General features: G+C 55.1%; 14 protein-coding genes and 1 pseudogene. 9 read left to right on the top strand and 6 right to left on the bottom strand.

Translation table 11 applies throughout. The features are described 5' to 3' along the window. Positions 1-10 precede the first annotated feature (10 nt). Positions 11-2,791, top strand: a complete 2,781-nt coding sequence (locus EXW94_RS06920) for a flavocytochrome c (RefSeq protein WP_174339766.1) — start codon at positions 11-13, stop codon at positions 2,789-2,791. A 94-nt stretch (positions 2,792-2,885) separates the two neighbouring features. Further along, a pseudogene (locus EXW94_RS06915) lies at positions 2,886-3,849 on the top strand (FAD:protein FMN transferase). On the opposite strand, the gene dcuR reads toward EXW94_RS06915, so the two are convergent. Then, positions 3,830-4,549, bottom strand: coding sequence for a two-component system response regulator DcuR (gene dcuR, locus EXW94_RS06910; RefSeq protein ID WP_010432304.1), 720 nt, complete (start codon positions 4,547-4,549; stop codon positions 3,830-3,832). The pseudogene EXW94_RS06915 and the gene dcuR overlap by 20 nt on opposite strands. Then, the gene (locus tag EXW94_RS06905; RefSeq protein ID WP_010432306.1) at positions 4,546-6,162 is read right to left on the bottom strand and encodes a sensor histidine kinase; all 1,617 of its coding nucleotides are present in this window, start codon (positions 6,160-6,162) and stop codon (positions 4,546-4,548) included. The genes dcuR and EXW94_RS06905 overlap by 4 nt, the downstream gene beginning before the upstream one ends. Positions 6,163-6,325: 163 nt before the next feature. Between EXW94_RS06905 and EXW94_RS06900 the strand changes: the two genes are divergently transcribed. Further along, positions 6,326-7,189, top strand: coding sequence for an N-acetylmuramic acid 6-phosphate etherase (locus tag EXW94_RS06900; RefSeq protein WP_108417537.1), 864 nt, complete (start codon positions 6,326-6,328; stop codon positions 7,187-7,189). A 56-nt stretch (positions 7,190-7,245) separates the two neighbouring features. Here the strand turns inward: EXW94_RS06900 and ompC are convergent, their stop codons facing one another. Then, positions 7,246-8,421, bottom strand: a complete 1,176-nt coding sequence (ompC, locus tag EXW94_RS06895) for a porin OmpC (protein WP_174339765.1) — start codon at positions 8,419-8,421, stop codon at positions 7,246-7,248. A 285-nt stretch (positions 8,422-8,706) separates the two neighbouring features. Here ompC and EXW94_RS06890 point away from each other — a divergent pair, with 285 nt between their 5' ends. The 3 genes from EXW94_RS06890 (at position 8,707) to EXW94_RS06880 (ending at position 11,348) form a co-directional block, all read left to right on the top strand. Beyond that, positions 8,707-9,408, top strand: coding sequence for a phosphohydrolase (locus EXW94_RS06890; protein ID WP_174339942.1), 702 nt, complete (start codon positions 8,707-8,709; stop codon positions 9,406-9,408). 61 nt (positions 9,409-9,469) lie between these two features. After that, positions 9,470-10,885: a DNA cytosine methyltransferase gene (locus EXW94_RS06885; RefSeq protein ID WP_148400086.1), complete on the top strand. Its 1,416-nt coding sequence runs from the start codon at positions 9,470-9,472 to the stop codon at positions 10,883-10,885. Beyond that, positions 10,866-11,348 (top strand): very short patch repair endonuclease, encoded by a 483-nt coding sequence (locus tag EXW94_RS06880; RefSeq protein WP_100165983.1) that lies wholly within the window; start codon positions 10,866-10,868, stop codon positions 11,346-11,348. The genes EXW94_RS06885 and EXW94_RS06880 overlap by 20 nt, the downstream gene beginning before the upstream one ends. Here the strand turns inward: EXW94_RS06880 and yedA are convergent. Further along, positions 11,320-12,234 carry a drug/metabolite exporter YedA gene (gene yedA / locus EXW94_RS06875; protein WP_174339763.1) on the bottom strand — a complete coding sequence of 305 codons (915 nt, stop codon included), beginning with the start codon at positions 12,232-12,234 and terminating at the stop codon, positions 11,320-11,322. The two genes, EXW94_RS06880 and yedA, sit on opposite strands and share 29 nt — an antisense overlap. Before the next feature lie 177 nt (positions 12,235-12,411). On the opposite strand from yedA, the gene EXW94_RS06870 reads away from it, so the two are divergent. From EXW94_RS06870 to dgcQ, 3 genes are all read left to right on the top strand, one after another. Then, on the top strand, positions 12,412-13,323 hold the full coding sequence (locus EXW94_RS06870; RefSeq protein ID WP_010432327.1) for a DUF808 domain-containing protein: 912 nt from the start codon (positions 12,412-12,414) through the stop codon (positions 13,321-13,323). Between the two features lie 78 nt (positions 13,324-13,401). Beyond that, the gene (locus tag EXW94_RS06865; RefSeq protein WP_010432330.1) at positions 13,402-13,584 is read left to right on the top strand and encodes a YodC family protein; all 183 of its coding nucleotides are present in this window, start codon (positions 13,402-13,404) and stop codon (positions 13,582-13,584) included. 54 nt (positions 13,585-13,638) lie between these two features. Continuing rightward, a complete protein-coding gene (gene dgcQ, locus EXW94_RS06860; RefSeq protein ID WP_174339762.1) occupies positions 13,639-15,339 on the top strand; it encodes a cellulose biosynthesis regulator diguanylate cyclase DgcQ in 1,701 nt (566 codons plus the stop codon). On the opposite strand, the gene EXW94_RS06855 is transcribed toward dgcQ, so the two are convergent. Together EXW94_RS06855 and yodD are read right to left on the bottom strand one after the other, a co-directional pair. Then, entirely contained in the window at positions 15,324-16,124 is an 801-nt protein-coding gene (locus EXW94_RS06855) for a mannosyl-3-phosphoglycerate phosphatase-related protein (protein ID WP_174339761.1), read from the bottom strand. The genes dgcQ and EXW94_RS06855 overlap by 16 nt on opposite strands. A 299-nt stretch (positions 16,125-16,423) precedes the next feature. Beyond that, on the bottom strand, positions 16,424-16,651 hold the full coding sequence (gene yodD, locus EXW94_RS06850) for a YodD family peroxide/acid resistance protein (protein WP_120157917.1): 228 nt from the start codon (positions 16,649-16,651) through the stop codon (positions 16,424-16,426). Positions 16,652-16,765: the final 114 nt, after the last annotated feature.

Below are 16,765 nucleotides of genomic sequence, written 5' to 3'. Positions count from 1 at the left end.
GAGTTTTATTATGAGCACTAACGAACGTATTCTAAGCCCCTTCACATTACCGAATGGCACTGAACTGAAAAACCGTTTGTTAATGGCACCCATGACAACCTGCACGGGCTACTATGATGGCACGGTCACCAGCGAGCTGGTGGAGTACTATCGGGCGCGTTCTGGCAGCATCGGGACCATTATTGTCGAGTGCTGTTTTGTTGACGATCTCGGCCTTGCCTTCCCGGGCGCAATCGGCATCGATAACGACGAAAAAATCGCCGGGCTGGCGAAAATCGCGGAGGCGATTAAATCTAAAGGCTCTAAAGCCCTGCTGCAGATCTACCACGGCGGCCGCATGGTCGACCCAAAACTGATCGGTGGCCGCACGCCGGTTGGCCCAAGCGCCGTTGCCGCGCCGCGTGAAGGTGCCGCAACGCCGGTTGCCCTGACCGCTGCAGAAGTGGAAGGCATGATCGGTAAGTTTGGTGAAGCCGTGCGCCGCGCCATTCAGGCCGGTTTCGACGGTGTGGAGATCCACGGGGCAAACACCTATCTGATTCAGCAGTTCTACTCACCGAATTCAAACCAGCGCGACGACGAGTGGGGCGGCAGCCGCGATAACCGCGTGAAATTCCCGCTGGCGGTTCTGGATATCACCCACAAAATGGTGCGCCAGTACGCGGACGACGCGTTCATTATTGGCTATCGCTTCTCGCCGGAAGAGATGGAAGTCCCCGGCATTCGCTTTGACGACACCATGTACCTGCTGGAAAAACTGGCGGCGCGCGGCGTGGATTATCTGCACTTCTCCGTCGGCGCGACCCTGCGTCCTTCCATTGTCGACACCCAGGACCCAACGCCGCTTATCGAAAAATACTGCGCGATGCGTTCTGACACGCTGGCGCAGGTTCCGGTCATGGGCGTGGGCGGCGTGGTGAATGCCGCTGACGTCAATGAAGCGCTTGACCATGGTTACGATCTGATTGCCGTTGGTCGTGCGACCATTGCGTACCCTGACTGGACCGACCGCATCGCAGCGGGCGAAAGCCTTGAGCTGTTTATGGACAGCACCCAGCGCGAGGCGCTGAGCATCCCTGAACCGCTGTGGCGCTTCTCGCTGGTGGAAGCGATGATCCGCGACATGAGCATGGGCGAATCTAAATTCAAACCGGGCACCTTCACTGAGAAAGTGCAGGACGACGCCAGCGAGCTGGTGATTAACGTCAGCCTCGAAACCGACCGCATTGCAGACGTCGAGCTCGCGTCTGGCCCGAGTGAAGACGTTGAGTTTGTGACCAGCTTTGAAGAGATCCGTACCCGCATTCTGGACGCTAACACTCCGCACGTGGATGCCATCACCGGCGCAACCAGCCAGAGCGAAGCGGTGAAGAAAGCCGTATCCAAAGCGATGCTGAAATCCAGCAAAGCGCTGGCGGCAGAAGAGGGCGTTGACCCGAACGAAAGTAAATGTGTGGACGTGGTGGTGATCGGTAGCGGCGGCGCAGGTCTGGCGGCAGCGATTCAGGCTCACGACGAAGGCGCAAGCGTACTGATCGTCGAGAAAATGCCCACCATCGGCGGGAACACCATCAAAGCCTCTGCCGGGATGAACGCCGCTGAAACCCGCTTCCAGCGCGTGAAAGGCATTCAGGACAGCAAAGAGCTGTTCTACCAGGAAAGCCTGAAAGGCGGCGGTAACAAGAACAATCCGGAACTGCTGCGTCGCTTTGTGGAAAATGCGCCAGAAGCCATCGAGTGGCTGGCAACGCGCGGCATTATGCTTAACGACATCACCACCACCGGCGGGATGAGCATCGACCGTACGCACCGTCCAAAAGACGGCTCTGCGGTCGGGGGTTACCTGATCAGCGGCCTGGTGCGTAACGTCAACAAACGCAACATCGACGTGATGCTGGATACCTCCGTCAGCGACATTATCTTCGAGAACGGTGAAGTGACCGGCGTGCGCCTGACTACCGAAGAGAACGAAACGCTCACCGTAGCCACCAAAAGCGTGATTGTGGCGACGGGCGGTTTCAGCGCCAACAGCCAGATGGTTGTGAAATACCGTCCGGATCTGGAAGGGTTCGTCACCACCAACCATAAAGGGGCAACGGGTGGCGGCATCGCGCTGCTGGAACGTATCGGTGCAGGCACCGTGGATATGGGCGAAATTCAGATCCACCCAACCGTTGAGCAGAAAACGTCGTACCTGATTTCTGAATCTATTCGCGGCGGCGGGGCGATTCTGGTGAACCAGAAAGGGGAGCGCTTCTACAACGAAATGTCGACCCGCGATAAAGTCTCGGCGTCAATCATCGCCCTGCCGGAGAAATATGCCTACATCGTCTTTGATGAGCATGTCCGCACGAAAAATAAAGCGGCGGATGAGTACATCGCGAAAGGTTTCGTGACCAGCGCCAGCTCGCCAAAAGCCCTGGCCGAGGCGCTGGGCATGGATCACCACGCTTTCCTGGCGACCCTGGAACGTTACAACGGTTTCGTTGAAAAACAGCACGATGATGATTTTGGCCGTACCACCGCGCTGCGTGCGCCAATCAATGAAGGGCCGTTCTACGCCATTCAGATTGCGCCGGGCGTGCACCACACCATGGGCGGCGTGACCATTAACACCGAAACCTGCGTACTGGACAGCAACCACAACGTGCTGCCAGGGGCGTTTGCGGCCGGTGAAGTGGTCGGCGGGATCCACGGCGGTAACCGTATCGGCGGTAACGCAGTGGCAGATATCATTATTTTTGGTACGCTTGCAGGACATCAGGCGGCCATGCGTTCGAAAAAGCAGTAAGACCCCTGTGTTGTATGCCGGATACGCGCAGCGTTATCCGGCATTTTCCCCGGCGGCGCGGTGCTTGCCGGGGCTACATCTGAGGACTCATGCTATGCCTGATGACCATCGCGTTTACAGTTATTCCGCCGTCCTGATGGGATCGCCCATCCTCCTCAAACTCTTTTCCCATGACGAAGCCCTCGCGTCCCGCGTATTTCGCCTGATCAAACAGTACGAAGACCTGCTTACCGTTAACCGTGCGCATTCGCAGGTGATGGATATCAACCATGCGGCCCGGTCAGCATCCGGTTGCCGTCAGCCGTCCGGTGTTTGAGCTGATTCGCTGTGCGAAAGCGGCAAGCGTGCTTAAAGACAGCGCGTTTAACCTGGCCATCGGCCCGCTGGTGAAACGCTGGAAAATTGGCTTTCAGGGCGATAGCGTTCCGCCTGCCGATGAAATTTCGGCACTGCTGGGCATAACCGATCCTGCGGATGTGGTGCTGAATGAACCGGACAGCAGCGTCTTTCTGCTGAAAGCGGGAATGGAGATCGACCTGGGGGCCATTGCGAAAGGCTATATCGCCGACAGGGTACGGGATTATCTGCACAAAGAGGGCGCCGGGCTGGGGCTGATCAACCTCGGCGGAAACATCCAGACGTTAGGCTCACCGGAAGGGGGCTGGAGCGTCGGGTTGAAAAAACCGTTCGCCGGTGATGCGCTGATTGGCGCGATGGCGGTAGAGAACCGATCCGTCGTGACCTCGGGAACGTACGAGCGCTACTTCGAACAAAACGGCAGGCGCTATCACCATATTCTCGACCCGCGTACCGGGTATCCGCTGGATAACGAGCTGGATAGCGTCACCATCGTGTCGAAAGATTCCATTGACGGCGATATCTGGACCACGCTGATGTACGGCATGGGCGTTGAAAAGGGCTGCGCTGCGCTGCGCGCTCGTCCTGATATTGAAGCGATTTTTGTGACCAAAACAAAAGAAGTGGTGATCTCCTCGATGCACCACTTCCGCTTCACGCTGATGGATAACGGCTATCGCGTTACTGACAATACTGTTTGAGTAACCCCGTTTGCTCCGGCTGCAGCCGGTAGCGATACACCGGACGCCCGGTCGCGCCGTAGTGAATGCTGGTGAACAGAATGTTGATTTGCGCCAGCCAGATTAAATACTTACGGCAAGACACCCGCGAAATATTGACCGCGTTCGCCAGGTCATCGGTGGAAAACTCCATCTCCGGGTGTGCGTCGATCCACTGGCAAATCGTGCGCAGCGTTTGCGGCGTTAACCCTTTCGGCAATTTCTTGCTGTCGGCGAGTTCCGGCGCACCGCCGTGGATCAGTCTGTCCACGTCCGCCTGCTCATAATACTGGTGGGATCCCATCAGGCTGTGCTTTGCCTTCCAGCCGTTCAGCGCCTCTTCAAAACGCGGGAACTGGAAGGGTTTGATCAGGTAATCCACAACCCCGTAATGCATGGAGGTCTGGATAGTGGTCGCATCGGACGCTGACGAGATCATAATCACATCAATCGGACGGCCTGACGCACGGATGATCGGCAGGAGATCGAGCCCGTTATCCTGCTGCATGTAGACATCCAGCAGCACCAGATCGACGGGCTGGTTCGGGTTATTGATAATGGCCTCGGCCTGGTTGAGCGTGGAGGCGACGCCGCAGCAGCTAAAGCCTTCAACACGGTTAACGTACAGACGGTTGAGGTCGGCTACCATGGCGTCATCATCGACAATTAATACATTTATCACGCGATATTCCTCTCGCTATCCCAGGGGATGTGAACAAAAAATTGGGTAAATACGCCAGGCTCAGATTCGACGGTGATATCGCCGCCCAGATTCTGGATTTGCTGACGCGCAAGGAACAGCCCAACGCCCCGGTTTTCACCTTTTGTTGAGAAGCCCTTCGTAAAAATAGCCTCCAGCTGAACCGGATCGATACCGGGGCCATCGTCGCTGACTTCACAGCTGAGCCAGCCATTTTGATAGTGTAACAGCAGAGTGATTTCGCCTTCCGGCTGGCCTTCCATTGCGTCCAGTGCGTTTTCAATTAAGTTACCGAGCACGGTGACCAGCACCGCAACCTGCTCTTCATTGGCGGTATCCGGTATCTGGCACTCGTCTGCCAGCGTGAGCGTGATGCCTGCTTCTTTGGCGCGGTGAATTTTACCCAGCAAAAAGCCTGCGATAACCGGTGATTTGACTTTGCTCTGGATGGTGCCAATGTCCGTCTGGTAATTATGCGCCGTCTGGAGGATGTACTCCTCCAGTTTGTCATAGCGCTTAATATTCAGCAGGCCCAGGATCACGTGCAGTTTATTCATAAATTCATGGGTGTGGGCGCGCAGGGCATCAACGTAGTTGACCATCCCATCGATGCGCTGCATCAGCTGGCTGATTTCCGTTTTATCGCGGAAGGTGCTGATCGCCCCGATCACCCGATTCTGACTTTTAACGGGCACCATATTACAGAGCAGCAACCGTCCGTTGCAGCTGATCTCCTGATCCTGACGCGCCACCCCGGTTTTCGACACGTCGCGCAGGCTGGCCAGCAGCGGCTCGCTGGCGTTTTCGGTCTGCTTGCCTGACGGCAGGAGCAAAATCTCTCTGGCAGCGTGATTAATCATCGTCACGCGCCCGTGAATGTCGACCGCCAGAACCCCTTCCCGGAGCGACTGCAGCATCGCCTGACGTTGTTCAAACAGCGCGGAGATCTCGTACGGCTCCAGCCCAAACAGGATGCGTTTGAGCACGCGGACCAGGCCCCAGATCGCCAGCGAGCTCATTAAGATACTGAATAACACGGTCCAGAGGGCGTTAAGCCGTCCGCGGGTGATTTGCTCTTCAACTTTTTTGAGGGAGATGCCTACCACCACCACGCCGATCTGCTCTTGCTGTGCGTCATAGACGGGCGTAAAAACGCGCAGCGCTTCGGCGAGCGCGCCCCGGTTGACGGAGACATTCTCTTTACCTTCCAGCGCGGGTGTTAAATCGTCACCGATAAAATGCAGCCCCAGCAGCGCTTCGTTCGGGTGAGAGTAGCGGATCCCACGCATGTCAGTGACCACGGTAAACAGCAAATCGTTACGTTTTGTCACCGCCTGGGCGAGGGGCTGAATAATATCCGCCTGGGGCGCCTGCATCAGGCCGCGTTTGACTTCAGGGCTGTCCGCAAGGGTGCGGGCAATGCCGAGCGCGGTGTCTTTGACATCATCGCGGGTCGCACGGGTGATTTGCACAGAATAGAGCGCAAAGACCAGCAGCAGCACGGAACCGATAATCGCGCACACCATCAACGTGACGAGGGTGTTCAGTTTCATAGGGCGCTTGCGCGTCAGGGGGAAGGGCTGCAAATCGCTCATCAACACTCCGCGATGATTATAAAGAGGTAATTATCGCTGATGACGCGCTTTTCTTAAAGCCATGTAAAAGCATGTGTTTGGTCCTCTTTTCGTGACCCTCCTCTCATGTGACCTATATAAAACACTTTATAGTGTGTGGGTACTCATAATAAGGAGGCTGTTTATGAGCATTATGCTTACCGGTTCGGTCAAGGAAAGACGGCACGCCAGCACGATGAATATCGACAGATTGTCCACGCTGGATATGCTGAACGTCATTCACCAGGATGATGCACAAATCTCTTCTGCTATTACCCCTTTCTTAACAACGATTGCGCGCGTGGTGGATAACGCTGCGGCGACGCTCAGTCATGGCGGGCGTCTGGTGCTCGTCGGCGCGGGGCCTTCAGGACGTATAGCAAGGCAGGCGGCTGATGAGTACGCGCCGGGTAAACATCCCGTTATCGCCATTACGACGGACGCTGAAGCGGCAAGCTACGAGCGCGGCGTTGCCGACCTGCAGGCGCTTAAGTTTGGCGAGCACGACATGATGCTGGCGGTAACCGTCAGCGGAAAAACGCCGTGGGTATGGGGGGCCATGCGACATGCATGGTCGCTGGGTTCACCGGTCGCGGTGATGACAGGTGATGCGCAAAGCGAGGCGGCACAGTTAGCGAGTATGGTGATTGCGCCTGAACTGGGGCCTGACGTGGTGGCGGGATACGCCAATGCCAAAGCGGGGATCGCGCAAAAAATGATCCTCAATATGGTGACCACAGGGCTGGCGGTAAGGTCCGGGCGCGTCTACAGCAACCTGCGCGTGGATCTGGAGGCAACCAGCACCAAATGGTCTGAGCGGCAAATCGCGATAGTGATGGAAGCGGGCGGATGCACCCGGGCTGAAGCGAAGGCCGCGCTGGAGAGCTGTAACCACAACTGCAAAACGGCGGTACTGATGGTGCTGACGGGGCTGGATGCCTGGAAGGCGCATGAACTGCTGGCGCAGAATAACGGATTTATTCGCGTGGCGTTGCAGGAAGCGCCATAACATTTCACCGTTGCATAAAAAAAGCCCGCGAATACGGGCTTGAGTATTTCTGGGGATTAGAACTGGTAGGTCATGCCTACGCCAACGATGTCATCGGTCGCGATGCCGTTGTCGTTGTAGAACGCGTCATCTTCGTCCAGCAGGTTGATTTTATAATCAACATAGGTGGAGAAGTTTTTGTTGAAGGTGTAGGTCATGCCCAGGTCGATGTAGTTAACCAGATCCATGTCGCCATGCTGACCCTGTGGGTTTGATGCGTTACCCGGGTAAGTCATGTCCTTGCCCTTGGAATATACCCATGCCAGGGATGGACGCAGGCCGAAGTCGAACTGGTATTGTGCAACCGCTTCGAAGTTCTGAGTCTGATCCGCGATGCCGTAATCACCGTATGGTGTCATGTTACGGGTTTCAGCGTACATCATTGCCAGATAAACGTTATTGGCATCGTATTTCGCGCCAAGAGTCCAGGCTTCAGCCGTTTTGCCGCCAGCAAAGTGAGCGTTGTTTTGGCCTGCAGCTTCTTGTTCGTTGGTGCGGTCAGAGGAAGAGTATGCAGCACCCAGACTCAGACCAAAGTCGAAGTCATAGGAGGTGGACATACCGAAGCCGTCGCCGTTCTGGAAACGTACATCTTCATGACCGTTTTTGGTGCCTTCCTGAACATCGATATTATTACCATTTTGATCTTCGTGTGGACCGCCTTCATTATTGCCCTGATACTGCAGCGCAAAATTCAGACCGTCAACCAGGCCGAAGAAACCTGAATTACGGTAAGTTGCCAGACCGTTAGCACGGCCATTCATAAAGTTGTCAGTCCAGGTGTAAGAATCGCCACCGAATACTGGCAGCATATCGGTCCAGGCTTCAACGTCATACACGACGCCGTAATTACGGCCGTAATCAAATGAACCGAATTCAGCGTATTTCAGGCCAGCGTAAGCCAGACGGTTAAATGATTTATCACCAGCGCCTTCGGTATCGTTAGCGTAGGTTTTATATTCCCACTGACCATAACCCGTCAGGTCGTTGGTAATCTGTGATTCGCCTTTGAAACCAATCTGCACATAGGTTTCATCGCCGTCGTCGCCAGCGTTATCTGAGAAGGTATGACGTGCATCGACTTTACCGTACAGGTCGACTTTGTTGCCGTCTTTGTTGTACATCTCAGCTGCATTTGCTGCGCCAGCCATTAATAATGCGGGTACAAGAATTGCCAGAACTTTTCTTTTCATTATATATTCCCTTTAAAGATAATTTATATGAATATATGTAATCACCCTCCGTAATTACGTGTTTGATACTATTCTGTGGCCAGATAATTTGGTTCAAAAATAAATGTAATTAAATCAGTAAAAATATTGCAAAATATTTCTATTAATCTCTTTATTTTTCATGTGAATTAATTTATTGAAAATATAGCGGGTAATTATTATTAAGTATTTCTCATATCTATTTTCCAATTAATTAAATTTGGCTATGTTATAATTCACCTTTAATTTTAATAACAGGAAAGGATGATGGAACTCACTCAGTGGCAACAGCGCTTCGAATCCTGGCTTGATCAACATCACGCATGCGACGACGCCGCGCATGATATTTCGCACTTTCGTCGCGTCTGGATGACGGCGCAGAAAATCATGCCTCATCACAACGCAGACCCGCTGGTGGTAATGACGGCCTGCTACTTTCACGACATTGTCAGCCTGCCGAAAAATCATCCCGAACGCAGCCAGTCCTCACGGCTGGCGGCGCGTAAAACGCGTGATATTTTGCAGCGCGATTTCCCGGATTTTCCGCCAGACAGGTATGCCGCTGTGGAACACGCCATTGAAGCGCACAGCTTCAGCGCCGGGATTGCGCCACAAAGTCCCGAGGCAAAAATAGTCCAGGATGCCGACCGGCTGGAAGCCTTAGGCGCTATCGGTCTGGCGCGCGTTTTTGCCGTATCCGGTGCGCTGGGTGTCGCACTGTTTGATGCGCGCGATCCGTTTGCGGATTCCCGTGATGTAGACGACAAAGCCTTCGCCCTCGATCACTTCCAGACGAAGCTGCTGCGCCTGCCTGAGACGATGCAAACCGACGTGGGGCGTGAGCTTGCCCGACATAACGCCGATTTTCTGATCCAGTTTATGGCGAAACTGAGCGCTGAACTGCAGGGCGACTGCCTGGGGCTGGATGACCAGGTATTGAGCCGCTTCCGTCGGAGTGTGAGCCGGTAAACTGTGGTAATCTGTCCCCAGTCTTTATTGCCCGGTTAAGAGAATGCAGGAAATACGATCAGTGATTGAGCCCGCGCCAGCGCAGGCTGAGAAATCAACGGCAGCCGTGCAGGCATTACTGCGGCAGCTGCTGGATATCTATGATGTTAAGACCCTTGCCAACCAGCTGGTGGCCCATGGCGAGAGTCACTGGAGCCCGGCAATACTCAAAAGACTGCTGATAAGCGACAGGGCAGGGCAGCGCATGAGCGACGGCGAGTTCCGTTATCTGCAAAATCTGCTGCCGCGTCCTCCCGCCGCGCATCCAGACTATGCGTTCCGCTTTATCGATCTGTTTGCCGGTATTGGCGGCATCCGCCACGGTTTTGAAGCCATTGGCGGGCAGTGCGTGTTTACCAGCGAGTGGAATAAACACGCGGTGCGTACCTATAAGGCCAACTGGTACTGCGATCCTGATGAACACCATTTCAACGCTGACATCCGCGATGTGACCCTGAGCCACAAAAGCGGCGTCAGTGACGAAGAGGCCGCAGAGCATATTCGGCAAACCGTTCCTGAGCACGACGTGCTGCTGGCGGGCTTCCCGTGCCAGCCTTTTTCGCTCGCCGGGGTGTCGAAAAAAAATGCCCTGGGACGCGCCCACGGGTTTGCCTGTGATACGCAGGGCACGCTGTTTTTTGACGTGGTCCGCATTATTGATGCCCGTCGTCCGGCCATATTTGTGCTGGAAAACGTTAAAAACCTGAAAAGCCATGATGGCGGGAAAACCTTCCGCATCATTATGCAAACGCTGGATGAACTGGGCTACGACGTGGCCGATGCGCAGGACATGGGCGCAGACGATCCGAAAATCATCGACGGTAAATATTTCCTGCCGCAGCATCGCGAACGTATCGTGCTGGTAGGCTTCCGCCGGGACCTCAATCTGAAAGGCGATTTCACCCTGCGGGATATCCCGTCGCTGTATCCGGTGCGCCGACCGAGCGTGGCCGATCTGCTGGAGCCCGCCGTTGACGCCAAATTTATCCTGACGCCGGTACTGTGGAAATACCTCTACCGCTATGCCAAAAAGCACCAGGCCAAAGGCAATGGGTTCGGTTTTGGCATGGTGAACCCAACAAATCCAGACAGCGTGACCCGCACCTTGTCGGCGCGTTATTACAAAGATGGCGCAGAGATCCTCATCGACAGAGGCTGGGATAAAGCGCTGGGTGAAAAAGACTTTGACGATCCGCAAAATCAGCGCCATCGCCCACGTCGCTTAACCCCGCGTGAGTGTGCGCGGCTGATGGGGTTTGAGTCGCCGCAGGGCTACAGTTTCCGTATTCCGGTGTCAGACACCCAGGCTTACCGTCAGTTTGGTAACTCGGTGGTCGTGCCCGCGTTTGCGGCGGTGGCGAAACTGCTGGCCTCACGCATTAAACAGGCTGTGGCGCTGCGTCAGAGCGAGGCCGTCAATGACGGACGTACACAATAAAGCAACGCGCAGTAAAAACATGCGTGCCATCGGCACGCGTGATACCGCCATCGAAAAACGGCTGGCGGAATTACTGACGCAGGCCGGTTTTGATTTTCGCGTCCAGGATGCCTCGCTCGCCGGGCGTCCCGATTTTATCCTCGACGCGTATCAGTGCATTATCTTTACCCACGGCTGTTTCTGGCACCATCACAACTGTTACCTGTTCAAGGTTCCCGCAACGCGAACCGATTTCTGGCTGGAGAAGATCGGCAAGAATGTAGAGCGGGATAAACGCGATATTGCGACGCTGCTTTCTCAGGGCTGGCGGGTATTAGTCGTGTGGGAGTGCGCCCTGCGCGGCAGGCTAAAATTGAGCGACCTGGACCTGACAGAGCGGCTGGAAGAGTGGATCTGCGGCGGCGCGGAGGCCGCGCAGATCGATACGCAGGGGATTAAGGTTTCTCCACCTCGCACGGCGTGACGACCGGTTTCGCAGGCAGCAAATATTTGCCCAATGTTACCAGCACCACCGCAAAAACAATCACACCCAGCGCCAGCCATTCAACCGTCGATAACACTTCTCCCGCAAAACCGGTACCGAGCAGGACGGCGACCACCGGGTTCACGTAGGCGTAGCTGGTGGCGACGGCCGGGGAGACATTGCGGATCAGGAACATATAGGCGTTAATGGCAATAATGGAGCCAAAGAGCGCCAGATACCCCACGGCCAGGAAGCCAGACAGGTCCGGCATCGTTGTCAGTTTCTCACCCATCAGCGTCGAGGCAATCAGCAGCACGATACCCGCTGCGAGCATCTCAATCGCGCCTGCCATCATGCCGGAAGGCAGTTCAATCCTTGAGCCGTAGACGGAGCCAAACGCCCAGCTCATGGAGCCGACCATGATCAGCAGCGCACCCCATGGGTTTCCGCTCAGATTGCCACCGCTGTTGAGCAGGATGATCCCCGCCAGCCCGATGCCGATCCCCAGCCATTCCAGCTTGCGGGTGCGGATACCGAACAGGCGGCTAAAGCAGAGGGTAAACAGCGGGACGGTGGCGACCACCACGGCGGCGATCCCGGACGGTACATTCTTGTGCTCCGCCACGGTCACGGCACCATTCCCAACGGCCAGCAACAGAAAGCCAATCAGTGCTGCGTTGAGCAGCGGACGGAGTGGGGGAAGCTTGTGGCCGCGCAGCAGCAGAAACGTTATCAACAATACGCCCGCAGAGAAGAAGCGGATCCCTGCCATCATCAACGGGGGCCAGCTTTCCACACCGATTCGAATGACAAAATAGGTGGATCCCCAGATGATATACAGCGAAAAAAGTGCTCCAATGAGCGGTAATAGTTGCCGGAAACGCATAGTCCCTCACGTCGAAATAAAAAGTTCGCTCATAGTAAACGCCAAAACTATCGGCCTGGCGAGTGCTTTAATTGTGGTCTGGATGTGAATTTTTTGTTGACGTCAGCTGCCTGTTTCCGGGTGTCCGGTTTTGTTCCATACTATTCACTTAATTAGCAAAAAAGAAGGATAGAGATTTTGGCAGGAAGTAGCTTATTAACATTACTGGACGACATTGCCACCTTGCTGGATGACATTTCGGTCATGGGAAAACTGGCGGCCAAAAAGACCGCCGGTGTACTGGGGGATGATTTATCGCTGAACGCGCAGCAGGTCACTGGCGTAAAGGCTAACCGGGAGTTGCCGGTGGTATGGAGCGTGGCGAAGGGGTCCTTTATCAATAAGGTGATCCTCGTTCCGCTCGCGTTGTTGATCAGCGCCTTTATCCCCTGGGCCATCACGCCGCTGCTGATGATTGGCGGCGCGTTTTTGTGCTTCGAGGGAGTGGAGAAAGTCCTGCACTCTTTTGCCTCGCGTAAGGAGAGCGACACGCCAGAGGTGCGCCAGCAGCGGCTGGAAGCCCTGGCCGCTCAGGATCCTTTGGCGTTCGAACGTGATAAGGTGAAAGGGGCCGTCCGCACTGACTTTATTCTCTCGGCCGAAATCGTGGCGATTACGCTGGGGATTGTGTCAGAAGCGCCGCTGGTCAATCAGGTTATGGTGCTTTCCGGCATTGCGATTCTGGTGACCGTGGGCGTTTACGGCCTGGTGGGGCTTATCGTCAAGCTGGATGATATCGGCTACTGGCTGGAGGAGAAATCGAGCGCGGTAGCACGCGGTATCGGTAAAAGCCTGCTGACGCTGGCCCCCTGGCTGATGAAAAGTTTGTCGGTCGTGGGTACGCTGGCCATGTTCCTTGTCGGCGGCGGGATTGTCGTGCACGGTATTGCGCCGCTGCACCATGCGATTGAGCATTTTGCCTCGGCGCAGGGGGCGGTTGTCGCCGCTATTTTGCCGACGCTGTTGAATCTGGTGCTGGGCTTTATCATTGGCGCTATCGTGGTCGCTGCCGTAAAAGCAGTCGAAAAAATGCGTGGAGCCTCGCACTAATTGCTACCCGAACAGGGATGCAAAAAGGCCATTCCTCGTCTAAATTGAAAAAGTTTCACCCTGATACAGGAGGCGGGTATGGTCTTTTTGGTCAGTGATGAAGTTAAGCCGAAGAACGGTGGTCCGCGTATGATTGTCACAGGTTATTCCAGTGGTATGGTGGAGTGCCGGTGGCATGATGGTTATGGCATCAAGCGGGAAGCGTTTCGTGAAGACGAGCTTCAGCCGGGGGACGGACGGCAACATCGCGAGAAGGCTTAATCACTCTAACGCCCGGTTCGCCGGGCGTTTTTATGTGACATTCAGGGAGTGTGTGTGCAGCGCGATACCTATGTTGTAAAACGATCTCTTCAGCAATGGCTGCATCAGCGTAGCAATCCCGGCCTGATTGTTAATCTCTGTTTTATTATTGTCCTGGTCTTTTCCACGCTCCTCACCTGGCGTGAAGTGGTGGTACTGGAAGATGCCTATATCTCCAGCCAGCGTAACCATCTGGAAACGGTCGCCAATGGCCTGGACAGGCAGTTGCAGTACAACGTCGATAAACTGCTTTTCTTCCGTCATAGCATGCGCGATGCGCTGCAAACACCGCTGGCATTCGGTGTGCTGCACAATGCGGTGACGCGTTTTAATACCTTGCGGAACACCACAAACTGGCAAATCGCGGTGGACGAAAATCGCACGTTACCCATCAACGGGGTGTCCGATGCGTTTGTTGAAAAAACCACGCTGCTCAACCGTGATAACGATCGCCTGGCAAACGAACTCTCTGCTGCCCTCGAAGTCGGGTACCTCCTGCGTCTGGCGTCATCGCACAGCAGTAACGTGGAGCGGGTGCTGTATGTTTCCCGCGCAGGGTTCTTTATCGCAACTGATACGCCTGCACAACCGAGAGATATTTCTCCCCGCTATTATCAGCTGGTCACGCAGCCCTGGTTTTCACAGCAGTCTGAGCGTGAAAACCGCGCACGTGCCGTTCGCTGGTTTATTTCGCCTCCGTCGTCTTTTATCGGGAACAAGCGGCTTATTACCGCCAGCGTGCCGATCTATTACGACCATTTCTGGTATGGCGTGGTGGCGATGGATATCAGCGTTGACACGATGAAACAGCTGCTGGTGGAGGCCATGGACAACCATTCAGAAGGCGAATACCAGCTTTACGACACGCGCCTCAATATGATTGCGACCTCAGAATCACCTGAAAGCACAGTTAACCACTTCGATGCAAGCGAGCTGGCGCAGATAGCTCACGCTATCGAGTCCGACACGGAGGGGGGGATTCGTCTGGGCAGCCGCTTTATCAGTTGGGAACGGCTCGATCATTTTGAGGGCGTTGTCCTGCGCGTGCATACGCTACATGAAGGGGTTCGCGGGGACTTCGGCAGCATCAGTATTGTGCTGGCGCTACTCTGGGCGCTCTTCACCGCCATGCTGCTCATCTCCTGGCTCGTGATCCGGCGCATGGTCAGCAATATGTATACGCTTCAACACTCGCTTCAGTGGCAGGCCTGGCACGATCCGCTGACCCGCCTGAATAATCGCGGGGCGCTGTTTGAACGGGCGAATGCCCTTGCGAAGCAATGCCAGCAGCAGTCCCTGCCGTTGTCTGTCATCCAGATCGATCTGGACCATTTCAAGGGTATCAATGACCGCTTCGGGCATCAGGCAGGGGATAAAGTGTTGTCGCACGCCGGAGGATTGATTGCGAGTGCACTGCGCGCCAATGACGTGGGCGGCCGTGTGGGTGGCGAGGAGTTCTGTGTCGTGCTCCCTGGCCTGACGCTCGAGGAAGCGGCAAATGTTGCTGAGCGGATCCGCGCACGGATCGACAGCAAAGAGATTCTGGTTAAGAAGAGCGTCACTCTGCGCATCAGTGCCTCACTGGGCGTCAGCAGCGCGCAGGAGAAGGGTAACTATAATTTTGAGCAGCTGCAGTCCATTGCCGATGCGCGGTTGTATGAAGCAAAGCAGGGGGGACGCAACTGCGTCGTCTGGCGCGATCACAACAAGAAGTGATCGAGCCCTTCGCGCCAGCCCGCGGGGCCGGGATGCTGCGTGTGATAAACCCGTTCCGGGCTATCGTTCTGCAGCGAAATGCCCTGGCGGTTAATGCCTTTGATCACCACCGCAAAGTCGACGCTGTCTAACAGCGGAGCGTCGTTGGGACCATCGCCCAGCCCAAGGGATGTCCACGCAACACGCTCCTGCAGAGAATACTGTTCAGTCAGCCATTTTACCGCCACATCCTTGCCGCAGCGCGCGTCCAGGACGTGCCAGAATCTCGCCCCCTGTACAAACTGCAGGCCATGCGGTTCCAGCGCCTCTTCAAAGCGCGTCATTTGCGCATCGCTGTCGCGCCAGATTAACGTCAGGGACGCTTCATGTCTGCGCGCAAGCAGCGAACGGGAAGGCGTCAGTCCGGTCCATTCACTGATTACCCGTTCATTCACGTCATCAAAGGTGGTGAATTTAACGTGCGTTTGCAGTCTGATCTGCTCGATGATGTGACGAATCGTAGGGTGCGATATCCCCGTGATGCGCCGGGCAGGGGGATCCCAGCGAACATCAGGCTGAATGACCGCCCCGTTTTCCGCAATGAACGGCAGCCCTTCCAGGCCTAACTCCTGCTGGATGTCGAGCATCTCAGCCGCCGTCTTGCTGCTGCAAAGGATAACGGGGATCTGTTTATCCCGTAGCCGCTCCAGCCATGCGGCGGCAGGCTGCCAGTCATAGGTATGAATATCCAGCAGTGTCCCATCCAGATCGGTGAAAATCAGCAGTGGATTCTGAAGCGAAGGCATAACGGCTCCTGATGACTGATGCGCGCTTATCTAAGATTATTCCTAAAAAATGACAGTGCCGGGAGAGAGGTTTGACGGAATCGTTCCTGCGTAACCCACACGCGGCGCATGTTGCTGCTCATAACTAAAATTCACATGTATAAAATATTATATTCACCAGGAGAATATATGCTTGTCAGACAAATCCGTTGGGGATAGTGTTGTTTCTACATCAGATTTCCTGGTGTAACGAATTTTCAAGTGCTTCTTGCATAAGCAAGTTTGATCCCGGCCATCCCCATGACCGGGATTTTTTTATCTTACCGATTCGCTTCAGACACGCTGAAGTCATGAATATCAAGCTCGAAGGCTTCGGCCAGCTCGCGGTAAGTGTGATAGTCCCTTCCGTTTACAATCACTTTGTCTGACTCATCGTCTGAGCGGCGAACTTCGGACTCACTGATCTCATTGATAGCGGCCAGCAGGGCATCGACATCCACCTCCACCTCACGCTTGATGGTGTCGCTGTACTCTTTATCGGTCTTCATTACGGGGTCCTCATGCAACCGTGTCCATCCATAAGTATAGACCGCACACAAAAACACCATTCGCGCCGGGGGTCGGTGCCAGTTAATGCGTTTTGTTCTACACTGGCTCAAAAC

Origin of the sequence: Enterobacter sp. JMULE2, assembly GCF_013337145.1 — a bacterium.
Lineage (GTDB): Bacteria > Pseudomonadota > Gammaproteobacteria > Enterobacterales > Enterobacteriaceae > Enterobacter > Enterobacter mori.
This window is presented reverse-complemented; position numbering and strand designations above follow the sequence as displayed.

What these genes read in the sequence shown, in the direction of transcription:
- EXW94_RS06920 (WP_174339766.1), top strand. Translation starts at nt 11, where the DNA reads ATGAGCACTAACGAACGTATTCTAAGCCCCTTCACATTACCGAATGGC.
- EXW94_RS06905 (WP_010432306.1), bottom strand. Translation starts at nt 6,162, where the DNA reads ATGAGCGATTTGCAGCCCTTCCCCCTGACGCGCAAGCGCCCTATGAAA.
- EXW94_RS06900 (WP_108417537.1), top strand. Translation starts at nt 6,326, where the DNA reads ATGAGCATTATGCTTACCGGTTCGGTCAAGGAAAGACGGCACGCCAGC.
- ompC (WP_174339765.1), bottom strand. Translation starts at nt 8,421, where the DNA reads ATGAAAAGAAAAGTTCTGGCAATTCTTGTACCCGCATTATTAATGGCT.
- EXW94_RS06890 (WP_174339942.1), top strand. Translation starts at nt 8,707, where the DNA reads ATGGAACTCACTCAGTGGCAACAGCGCTTCGAATCCTGGCTTGATCAA.
- EXW94_RS06880 (WP_100165983.1), top strand. Translation starts at nt 10,866, where the DNA reads ATGACGGACGTACACAATAAAGCAACGCGCAGTAAAAACATGCGTGCC.
- yedA (WP_174339763.1), bottom strand. Translation starts at nt 12,234, where the DNA reads ATGCGTTTCCGGCAACTATTACCGCTCATTGGAGCACTTTTTTCGCTG.
- EXW94_RS06865 (WP_010432330.1), top strand. Translation starts at nt 13,402, where the DNA reads ATGGTCTTTTTGGTCAGTGATGAAGTTAAGCCGAAGAACGGTGGTCCG.
- EXW94_RS06855 (WP_174339761.1), bottom strand. Translation starts at nt 16,124, where the DNA reads ATGCCTTCGCTTCAGAATCCACTGCTGATTTTCACCGATCTGGATGGG.
- yodD (WP_120157917.1), bottom strand. Translation starts at nt 16,651, where the DNA reads ATGAAGACCGATAAAGAGTACAGCGACACCATCAAGCGTGAGGTGGAG.